Origin of the sequence: Escherichia coli (genome assembly GCF_036503815.1) — a bacterium.
Lineage (GTDB): Bacteria > Pseudomonadota > Gammaproteobacteria > Enterobacterales > Enterobacteriaceae > Escherichia > Escherichia coli_F.
The window spans coordinates 2,055,011-2,064,049 of the sequence record NZ_AP027764.1 but is presented as its reverse complement, the minus strand read 5'-3'; the positions used below and the strand labels follow the sequence as shown (position 1 = coordinate 2,064,049).

11 protein-coding genes and 1 pseudogene are annotated in these 9,039 nt (G+C 52.3%); all 12 read right to left on the bottom strand.

Features of this window, described 5'->3' with window-relative positions; translation table 11 throughout:
- Window positions 1–7: 7 nt before the first annotated feature.
- Window positions 8–1,327: a S49 family peptidase gene (locus AABJ99_RS09745; protein ID WP_032345753.1), complete on the bottom strand. Its 1,320-nt coding sequence runs from the start codon at window positions 1,325–1,327 to the stop codon at window positions 8–10.
- Window positions 1,308–2,909: a phage portal protein gene (locus AABJ99_RS09740; protein ID WP_001306958.1), complete on the bottom strand. Its 1,602-nt coding sequence runs from the start codon at window positions 2,907–2,909 to the stop codon at window positions 1,308–1,310. Before AABJ99_RS09740 ends, AABJ99_RS09745 begins: the two co-directional genes overlap by 20 nt.
- Window positions 2,906–3,112, bottom strand: coding sequence for a phage head-tail joining protein (locus AABJ99_RS09735; RefSeq protein WP_000198149.1), 207 nt, complete (start codon window positions 3,110–3,112; stop codon window positions 2,906–2,908). Before AABJ99_RS09735 ends, AABJ99_RS09740 begins: the two co-directional genes overlap by 4 nt.
- A complete protein-coding gene (locus tag AABJ99_RS09730) occupies window positions 3,109–5,034 on the bottom strand; it encodes a phage terminase large subunit family protein (RefSeq protein ID WP_064559591.1) in 1,926 nt (641 codons plus the stop codon). Before AABJ99_RS09730 ends, AABJ99_RS09735 begins: the two co-directional genes overlap by 4 nt.
- Window positions 5,009–5,554: a DNA-packaging protein gene (locus AABJ99_RS09725; RefSeq protein WP_000453587.1), complete on the bottom strand. Its 546-nt coding sequence runs from the start codon at window positions 5,552–5,554 to the stop codon at window positions 5,009–5,011. The genes AABJ99_RS09730 and AABJ99_RS09725 overlap by 26 nt, the downstream gene beginning before the upstream one ends.
- A gap of 360 nt (window positions 5,555–5,914) precedes the next feature.
- Entirely contained in the window at window positions 5,915–6,760 is an 846-nt protein-coding gene (locus AABJ99_RS09720) for an SDH family Clp fold serine proteinase (RefSeq protein WP_227474167.1), read from the bottom strand.
- 62 nt (window positions 6,761–6,822) lie between these two features.
- Complete coding sequence (locus AABJ99_RS09715) at window positions 6,823–7,023, bottom strand: hypothetical protein (RefSeq protein WP_029397174.1); 201 nt, start codon at window positions 7,021–7,023, stop codon at window positions 6,823–6,825.
- A gap of 262 nt (window positions 7,024–7,285) precedes the next feature.
- Window positions 7,286–7,465, bottom strand: a complete 180-nt coding sequence (locus AABJ99_RS09710) for a hypothetical protein (RefSeq protein WP_029397176.1) — start codon at window positions 7,463–7,465, stop codon at window positions 7,286–7,288.
- On the bottom strand, window positions 7,401–7,691 hold the full coding sequence (locus tag AABJ99_RS09705; protein ID WP_176264490.1) for a hypothetical protein: 291 nt from the start codon (window positions 7,689–7,691) through the stop codon (window positions 7,401–7,403). The genes AABJ99_RS09710 and AABJ99_RS09705 overlap by 65 nt, the downstream gene beginning before the upstream one ends.
- A 7-nt stretch (window positions 7,692–7,698) precedes the next feature.
- A pseudogene (locus AABJ99_RS09700) lies at window positions 7,699–7,854 on the bottom strand (glycoside hydrolase family 19 protein); the annotation flags it as partial.
- 250 nt (window positions 7,855–8,104) lie between these two features.
- The gene (locus AABJ99_RS09695; RefSeq protein ID WP_176264478.1) at window positions 8,105–8,362 is read right to left on the bottom strand and encodes a hypothetical protein; all 258 of its coding nucleotides are present in this window, start codon (window positions 8,360–8,362) and stop codon (window positions 8,105–8,107) included.
- Entirely contained in the window at window positions 8,359–8,856 is a 498-nt protein-coding gene (locus AABJ99_RS09690; RefSeq protein ID WP_338387545.1) for a KilA-N domain-containing protein, read from the bottom strand. Before AABJ99_RS09690 ends, AABJ99_RS09695 begins: the two co-directional genes overlap by 4 nt.
- Between the last annotated feature and the right edge of the window lie 183 nt (window positions 8,857–9,039).

The following is a 9,039-nucleotide window of genomic DNA, read 5'->3' as shown; positions in this document are numbered from 1 at the left end:
ACATCCCTTACACTGGTGTGTTCAGCAAATCGTTAACGGCATCAGATGCCGGGTTACCTGCAGCCAGCGGTGCCGGTGCCCCCTGCATCAGACGATCCAGCGCAGTGTCACTGCGCGCCTGTGCACTCTGTGGTGCAGCTGCCAGAATGCGGCGGGCCGTTTCCACGGTCATACCGGGGGTTTCGGCCAGCACGCGTGCCTGTTCTTCACGTCCGTGAGCCTCCTCACAGTTGAGGATCCCCATAATGCGACTGTTTTCTGCCGCAACCGCTGCGGTGATCTGCGCGTTTACGTCCGGCTGCGCCGCGCTGGCGTTCTCGCCCTCTGTCGCTGGCACCACGCCAGTAACGTCAGCCTGCGAAGCAGTGGCTGAAACAGTTGTTGATTGAGTCTCTTTGGTCATTCGCCCTCCTGAGAGACGGGATTTACGTGCATCCAGTGCATCACGCATGACGGTGATCGCATCGGTACTGTTAACAAGTTCATCAGCCAGTCCGGCATCAATGGCCTCCTGACCGCTGTACACTGCAGCCTCGGTATCCAGCACAGCCTGCACAGACAGGCCGGTATATGCCGACACCTTCTGTGCAAACATCCGGCGGGTTGCATCCATCCGGGACTGCAGTGTTTCCCGGACATCATCCGGTAGATGGCTGTAGGGGTTGCCATCCACCTTATGGCTGCCGCTGTAAATCAGCGTGATTTCCACGCCCTGTTTCTCCAGCGCAGCGCCGTAATTACTGTGAGCCATCATGACGCCGATGGAGCCTGTCCGGGCGGTCTGCGTGACCAGACGCCGGGAGGCGGCACTGGCAAGCAGCTGACCTGCGCTGCAGTTCATGTCATTGGCCAGCGCCCATACCGGCTTTATGTCACGCACACGGGCGATGATGTCAGCGCAGTCAAATGCCCCCGCCACCATTCCGCCTGGCGTATCCATATCGAGCAGAATGCCGTCCACCATCGGGTCACTGGCAGCCTGTTGCAGACGGGCGATAATGCCGTTGTAACCGGTCATTCCCGAATACGGCTGCAGCGCCCGCGTCCGACTGACCAGCGTACCGGACACCGGCAGCACGGCGATGCCGTTCATGACCTGATAACTGCGGGCCTGTCGTGGTCCGTCATCATCACCGGATAACGCCAGCGCCGCGGGTGCCTCTCCGGCAGTCAGGCTGTCGCCGGATACTGCATCCGTCAGGCGGCTGATCCCAAGCTGGCCTGCAAGCGCACAAAAGAAAACCCGCGCATAGGCGGGTTCAAGCATCAGCGGCTCATTAAAAGCCATGCTGGCAATATGCGGGAGATTACGCAGCTCTGCTGTCACTCTTCTCCTCCTCTGTTGATTGTCGCAGCCCGGATTCAAATGCCGCAGCCGCCCAGGCGGGCGGTTTAAGACCGGCTGCACGGCGCTCCATCGTTTCACGGACCTGCTGGGCAAAAATTTCCTGATAGTCGTCACCGCGTTTTGCGCACTCTTTCTCGTAGGTACTCAGTCCGGCTTCTATCAGCATCACCGCTTCCTGTACTTCTTTCAGACCATCGATGGCCATACGACCGGAGCCTATCCAGTCACAGTTCCCCCAGGCGCTGCGGGCTTCCTGAAAGCTGAAACGCGCTTTTGAAGGTAACGTCACCACGCGGCGAACGATGGCCTCTTCCAGCCAGCACAGAAACATCTGGCTCGCCTGACGGGATGCGACGAATTTTCGCCGCCCCATAAAGTACGCCCACGACTCGTTCGCACTGGCCCGTGCCGTGGAGTAGCTCATCTGGGCGTAATTCCGGGAAAGCTGCTCATACGAGACACCCAGCCCGGCAGCGATATACCGCAACAGTGACTGCTCAAACACGGAGTAGCCGTTATCCGTATCCTGAGCCGTCTGCAGGTTCAGTGAGTCACCCGGCATCAGGTGCGGCACTTTTGCGCCTCCCAGCCGGACCGGTGCTGCGGCGTAATACGCGGCAATTTCACCAATCCAGCCGGTCAGCTTGTCCCGCTGCTCCTGACTGTTCGCGCCCAGAATAAAATCCATCGCTGACTGCGTATCCAGCTCACTCTCAATGGTGGCGGCATACATCGCCTTCACAATGGCGCTCTGCAGCTGCGTGTTCTGCAGCGTGTCGAGCATCTTCATCTGCTCCATCACGCTGTAAAACACATTTGCACCGCGAGTCTGCCCGTCCTCCACGGGTTCAAAAACGTGAATGAACGAGGCGCGCCCGCCGGGTAACTCACGGGGTATCCATGTCCATTTCTGCGGCATCCAGCCAGGATACCCGTCCTCGCTGACGTAATATCCCAGCGCCGCACCGCTGTCATTAATCTGCACACCGGCACGGCAGTTCCGGCTGTCTCCGGTATTGTTCGGGTTGCTGATGCGCTTCGGGCTGACCATCCGGAACTGTGTCCGGAAAAGCCGCGACGAACTGGTATCCCAGGTGGCCTGAACGAACAGCTCACCGTTAAAGGCGTGCATTGCCACACCTTCCCGAATCATCATGGTAAACGTGCGTTTTCGCTCAACGTCAATGCAGCAGCAGTCATCCTCGGCAAACTCTTTCCATGCCGTTTCAACCTCGCGGGAAAAGGCACGGGCTTCTTCCTCCCCGATGCCCAGATAGCGCCAGCTTGGGCGATGACTGAGTCGGAAAAAAGACCCGACGATATGATCCTGATGCAGCTGGATGGCGTTGGCGGCATAGCCGTTATTGCGTACCAGATCGTCTGCGCGGGCATTGCCACGGGTAAAGTTGGGCAGCAGGGCTGCATCCACACTTTCACTCGGTGGGTTCCACGCCCGCAACTGCCCACCAAATCCGCTGCCACCGCCGTGATAACCGGCATATTCACGCAGCGATGTCATGCCGTCCGGCCCCAGAAGGGTGGGAATGGTGGACGTTTTCATACATAAAATCCTGCAGGTCCCCTGCGTCGCTGTGTCATGCCGGTCTGCACTTCCAGCTCCGCAATGTATTTTTTCAGGTCAGACACGGAAGTGGCCGTAAACTCCACTCTCCGTCCGTCTTTCTGTACCGTTGCCACCCGTTTTCCTGTCATCAGGTCATGCAGTGCCGCACGGGCAGCGGCAAGTTCTTCCTGTCGCGTCATTCATCCTCTCCGGATAAGGCACGGGCGTAATCTGCCAGTGTTTTCTTGTTGGTTGCTGCACCATCCTCTTCCTGCAGGCTCGCCAGCAGTGCACTGAGATCCAGCTGCCAGCGGGAAATACTGATGCGCAGCGCCGCCAGCGCATAGACGAAGCAGTCGAGCGCCTCATTGCGTCGCTTTTTGCTGTCCCACAGTATTTTTTTCCTGCCATCCACCCATTTTTCGACCTGCTCTTCAGCAGTCAGCTGCTGCGCTTCGGTCAGATCAAAAATATCCGGGTTATTCGGGAAGTGAACGGCACCGGGAAGCGGTTCATCCCCTTCCGGCGTCAGTGTGAAGCGGTTATAAATCTGCTCTTTCGCGGTATCCGTACCGATTTCGGTAAGGTAAACCCCGTTTTTGTTTCGCTTACGTGGCATGCTGGCCACCGGCTTTCCGTAGACGGATGCCCCTTTAATGGGGATCACCCGGAACAGCCCATGCTTTTTCGAGCGTTCATACACAATGGTCGGGTCAATCCCGCCAGTATCCCAGCAGATACGGGATACCGACATTTCTGCACCATTCCGGCGGGTATAGGTTTTATTGATGGCCTCATCCACACGCAGCAGCGTCTGTTCATCGTCGTGGCGGCCCATAATAATCTGCCGGTCAATCAGCCAGCTTTCCTCACCCGGCCCCCATCCCCATACGCGCATTTCGTAGCGGTCCAGCTGGGAGTCGATACCGGCGGTCAGGTAAGCCACACGGTCAGGAACGGGCGCTGAATAATGCTCTTTCCGCTCCGCCATCACCTCAGCATCCGGACGTTCGCCGATTTTCGCTTCCCATGTCTCACCGAGCGTGGTGTTCACGAAGGTTTTACGTTTTCCCGTATCCCCTTTCGTCTTCATCCAGTCTTTGACAATCTGCACCCAGGTGGTGAACGGGCTGTACGCCGTCCAGATGTGAAAGGTCACACTGTCCGGCGGCTCAATCTCTTCACCGGATGACGAAAACCAGAGAATGCCATCACGGGTCCAGATCCCGGTCTTTTCGCAGATATAACGGGCATCAGTAAAGTCCAGCTCCTGCTGGCGGATGACGCAGGCATTATGCTCGCAGAGATAAAACACGCTGGAGGGGTCATCCGGCGTCCATTTGAGGCCAAACGGCGTCTCTTTGTCGCCAAATTTAAGATACTGCTCCTCCCCGCAGTGCGGGCAGGCAACATGAAAACGCATAAAATGCGGGGATTCACTGGCAGCACGCTCAATCTGGCAGGTGCCTCTCACTTTGGGCGTGGAGCCACGGATGGACTTTGGCCAGACCGAGCCTTCAATACGCTTATCGCCCAGGAACGTCGGAGAGCCTTCCTGTTCAATATCATCATCAAAGGCAGCAAGTTCATCATAACCCGCCACATCCACCGACTTTTCACGGTAGTTTTTTGCCGCTTTACCGCCCAGGCACCAGAAGCCACGACCATTGGTAAAACGCTTCATGGTGAGCGTGTTATCCCGGTGCTTTTTGCCATACCACGGTGCCAGCGCCAGCAGCGACGGAATATCACGGATAGTCGGCTCAACGTGAGTTTTCATAAAGTTTTCGGCATCGCCATCCGTCGGCAACCAGATAAGGGTGTTACGCTGCTTATGCTCTATGAAGTAGGCATAAACACCCAGCAGCATTTTGGAATAACCAACACGGGCAGACTTCACCACATTCACCTCGCGGATGTAGTCGCTGCCCATCGCATTCATGATGGCCCGCTGAAAGGGCAGTGTTTCCCAGCGCCCTTCCTGGTATGCGGATTCTTTCGGGAGATAGTAACTGGCATCCGCCCATTCAACGGCGGTCTGTGGCTCCGGCCTGAACAGTGAGCGAAGCCCGGCGCGGACAAAATGCCGCAGCCTGTTAACCTGACTGTTCGATATATTCACTCAGCAACCCCGGTATCAGTTCATCCAGTGCGGCTGCTTTGTTCATGGCTTTGATGATATCCCGTTTCAGGAAATCAACATGTCGGTTTTCCAGTTCCGGAAAACGCCGCTGCACCGACAGGGGGATCCCGTCGAGAATACTGGCAATTTCACCTGCGATCCGCGACAGCACGAAAGTACAGAATGCGGTTTCCACCACTTCAGCTGAGTCTCTGGCATTCTTCAGTTCCTGTGCGTCGGCCTGCGCACGCGTAAGTCGATGGCGTTCGTACTCAATAGTCCCTGGCTGGAGATCTGTCTCGCTGGCCTGCCGCAGTTCTTCAACTTCCCGGCGCAGCTTTTCGTTCTCAATTTCAGCATCCCTTTCGGCATACCATTTTATAACGGCGGCAGAGTCATAAAGCACCTCATTACCCTTGCCACCGCCTCGCAGAACGGGCATTCCCTGTTCCTGCCAGTTCTGAATGGTACGGATACTCGCACCGAAAATGTCAGCCAGCTGCTTTTTGTTGACTTCCATTGTTCATTCCACGGACAAAAACAGAGAAAGGAAACGACAAAGGCCAAAAAGCCCGTTTTCAGCACCTGTCGTTTCCTTTCTTTTCAGGGGGTATTTTAAATAAAAACATTAAGTTACGACGAAGAAGAACGGAAACACCTTAAACCGGAAAATTTTCATAAATAGCGAAAACCCGCGAGGTCGCCGCCCCGTAGCCTGTCGGATCGCCGGAAAGGACCCGCCAAAATGAAAATAACTATCAATTGTATTTATAGCTATGATATCCAGAATCATTACTGAAAGACTCTCTTTGATGTGCGCGTGCGATGCGCATAAAAAAGCCCCGCTACTGCGAGGCTAATATGGTGTGTAAATAGGTTCTTACGATTGCATATTCCAAATCATAGCATTCCCATTATGGTTTTCTATGATCTTTGCGATCGGGGCTCCACCAAACGAGTGCATGTAACTGTGATGTATGGTCAAAACCAAATCCTGGAGGACTTGATCACTTTCCAGTTCTGTAACATTCAATCCAATTTTCTGAGCTTTATCGAAATGGATATGTCTCGAATGAGTGTAAGTTGTATGATGATTGTTCAGCTCTGAGCATACATGAGTTGCTTTTGTTTCTGACTCCGGATCATTTGCAAACATACCCGTCATAAGCCAGTGCTTGACAATCTCATTCGCCCATTGGATAGCTTTTTCACACTCTCCGATAATAGTGGGGTTGAGTTTCTGAAGTATAAACTGCCACATTTGCACAGCTGCTGGATTGTTAAAAATTTCCGCCTGAGCTCTATTCCATTCCTCAATAATAGCATGTGTAGAAAATCCATTAAACTGAGGGTCAATCGGGCCAATATTGGACTGTTTACCCATTATGATTTCATTAGCACAGCACGCAAGCATGGTACCACATGACATTGAAATCATAGGAACGATAGCTCTGATATCAGTCCCAAACTTAGAACGCAGATAATGACCAATAGACTCTAAGGCAGCGATATCACCTCCAGGGGTATGTAATATTAAATCCACCCCCTTTGTAACATCTAAACCATTAATAACAGTCATTAATCCATTTTTATCATCATCTGTCATCTGGGTGAGATGTCGGACTTCTGCACCACCATGTTGCAACCATCCGGAATAATATGTAATTACATTTCTTCCAGTGTGATTAGACAGTTGTAATAAATATTTACGGCGAACCTCATCCATCGGACTCTTCTGGGCGAGAGCCGTCATCTCGCCCAGTACGTCACTCCAATTAGGCATGGTGTTTAGTAGGTGTAAAGTTGATGATGTGTACTTTGATTTTGCTTAGCCTGCGCTGCAGTACCTTGAGAGTACCAAACGCCGGTACTACCACTCGTACTCGTTTGTTGAGCAAGTACCCTGGAAGCAAAGTTGTTAACAGTTTCTCCAGTCATCATCTCTGCAGGTTTAATGCCATAGAAATCGTAGAACTCAGCCGGGCTCATAGTGGAATCTCCTATTGTAGTGCTACATATAGTGTCTTTTTAACACTGAAAACACTATATGTGCCATTTACTCAATTTCTAAATGTGCAAAAAGCCTCAAATGAGGCTTAAAAAAAATGAAAAGCTGCTTTCTATGGCTGAACTATAGCGAGTTCCCCACATTTTTTACAACCACAAAATGCTCTTTTACGGTAAAACAATTCTTAGATAAAACACACAACCATGTCGCACTTACACACATTCGCTTACAAAAGCATTAGTTTCAATACATTCTACAGTTAGCCTGCACTGATTTGTTATGCGCCAATATGTCCCGCTTCGTCTGCTTATCCTGCACGGTAATATCGTGCTCAGTGAGGTAGATGATGTTCACCCAGTCACAAGCCGTGTCTGTTACTGCAGTTTTTTCGGGTAAATCTTTCGCGCAACTCACGGTCAACATCGCCATCAGGAAGATGATTAACAATCTGCTGTACATCCCAGGCTCCTTTTGTTGTTTCTACCCGGCGTATTGCAACGGCTTCAGTAGCAGTTGCACGTTCTTTAGTGCGTTGCTGGTTCGCTTTTGTCTCAGCGATACTTGTACCGCGAGATTTACCCAGACCAAAAGCACCGGCTATTACTGCCAGCAAGGCAGCAATCAGGCCGACAATCATTTCAATTCCCACAGAGACCTCACACCAATGCGGCTTTAGCTTTGACGTAACGTTCACGGCGGTCTTTAATGCCGTTTTTCCCACCATTAATAATCTGCGTAACGCGCTCCAGATCTTCCGGGTAAAGGAGACAACCACGTAACGTGAAGAACCAAGCAGCAGAACGGGGAGCATGAGAGACAAACCCGCGAACCATAAACGCGGTAAAAACTCGGTGTGCATCGTTTTTGATTATTCCCGCACACTCACGCAGAAGGAATTCCCCGTCGGGCTACGGTCATGGTTAATGCGGGAATACGGCGACGATACAGCGCATGATGTGTCAGGCTTGAATGCCTTTATCCGTTAAAAGGGATATCAGTTAAGTTATCCCGTGCAGGGTATAAGCCATTATCAAGCCCACCCGTAGATAGGCTTTATAATGGCTACTTCGCTTTTGCTTCCGCTCGCTTACGCCGGCGCTCTTCTTTCCTCTCGGCTTTTGCCATGTCCATGAATGCCTGCATGATCGAGTTCCGCATCATGTAGCTAACAAAGTGATGATTGACACAGCCGTTGAGGCACAGCTGCTCGCCAAACTCATCCACCGAGGCCAATGCTTCCATCATGCCCTTCTCGCCTTTCATGAACTCTGAGAAGTCACGCCCCGCTCTGGAGGCGGATTCAATGACACGATCACTCATCCCGGAAGCCTGGGGATCGTAATCTGCAGCTGGTTAGCCAGGGAGTTAATCTCAGCGACCAACACTGGCTTCGTATAGCGCCATGCCGCCAGCCCTTGTCCGCAGAAGCTCGCCATATCTTTTTTCTGATCAAACTCATGACACTTCATATTGAGCTGCGCACTTAAGCTGTTGCGATGCTGAAGTTCTCCGGTGAAGTAGTCATCCAGGACTTTATAGGCTGCATATTTAAATCCGGGGTTTAGCCATGCTGCATAATCATAAGCAACAAACTTCCCGCCATATGTTCCACCGTGTACACCGCGCTCAGTAAAAACCACAGATTCGTGGTTTTTCTCCAGCTCGGCTAAGAACTCTTTGGTCTGCTTGTTTCGCAGGTAGTGGTACGGAGATTCAGATTCACTTTTACCACTGGCTTTCCACATATCAGTGAGGCAGATCATGCCATCTTCACCGATACGAATTGGTTGATTGAAGAGGGTTAATGATTTCATAGCGTGTACCTACTCTTTGAAATGAACCTTTGCCGCACAGGAAACCAGCCCACCGAGGCTCGCCAGCACTAACTGGTATCCTCAAAGGCCCATTCCAAAGGGGCAGGTTCGGTGTAAAAAAACATGCGTTGCGGTACGCATTTATTGCAAAAAAGCCCCGCATCGCGAGGCTCATTAAATGGA

Excerpts from the sequence above, each read along its gene's own strand:
- AABJ99_RS09740 (WP_001306958.1), bottom strand. The coding sequence starts at position 2,909 with ATGAAAACGTCCACCATTCCCACCCTTCTGGGGCCGGACGGCATGACA.
- AABJ99_RS09735 (WP_000198149.1), bottom strand. The coding sequence starts at position 3,112 with ATGACGCGACAGGAAGAACTTGCCGCTGCCCGTGCGGCACTGCATGAC.
- AABJ99_RS09725 (WP_000453587.1), bottom strand. The coding sequence starts at position 5,554 with ATGGAAGTCAACAAAAAGCAGCTGGCTGACATTTTCGGTGCGAGTATC.
- AABJ99_RS09720 (WP_227474167.1), bottom strand. The coding sequence starts at position 6,760 with ATGGATGAGGTTCGCCGTAAATATTTATTACAACTGTCTAATCACACT.
- AABJ99_RS09715 (WP_029397174.1), bottom strand. The coding sequence starts at position 7,023 with ATGAGCCCGGCTGAGTTCTACGATTTCTATGGCATTAAACCTGCAGAG.
- AABJ99_RS09710 (WP_029397176.1), bottom strand. The coding sequence starts at position 7,465 with ATGTTGACCGTGAGTTGCGCGAAAGATTTACCCGAAAAAACTGCAGTA.
- AABJ99_RS09695 (WP_176264478.1), bottom strand. The coding sequence starts at position 8,362 with ATGAGTGATCGTGTCATTGAATCCGCCTCCAGAGCGGGGCGTGACTTC.
- AABJ99_RS09690 (WP_338387545.1), bottom strand. The coding sequence starts at position 8,856 with ATGAAATCATTAACCCTCTTCAATCAACCAATTCGTATCGGTGAAGAT.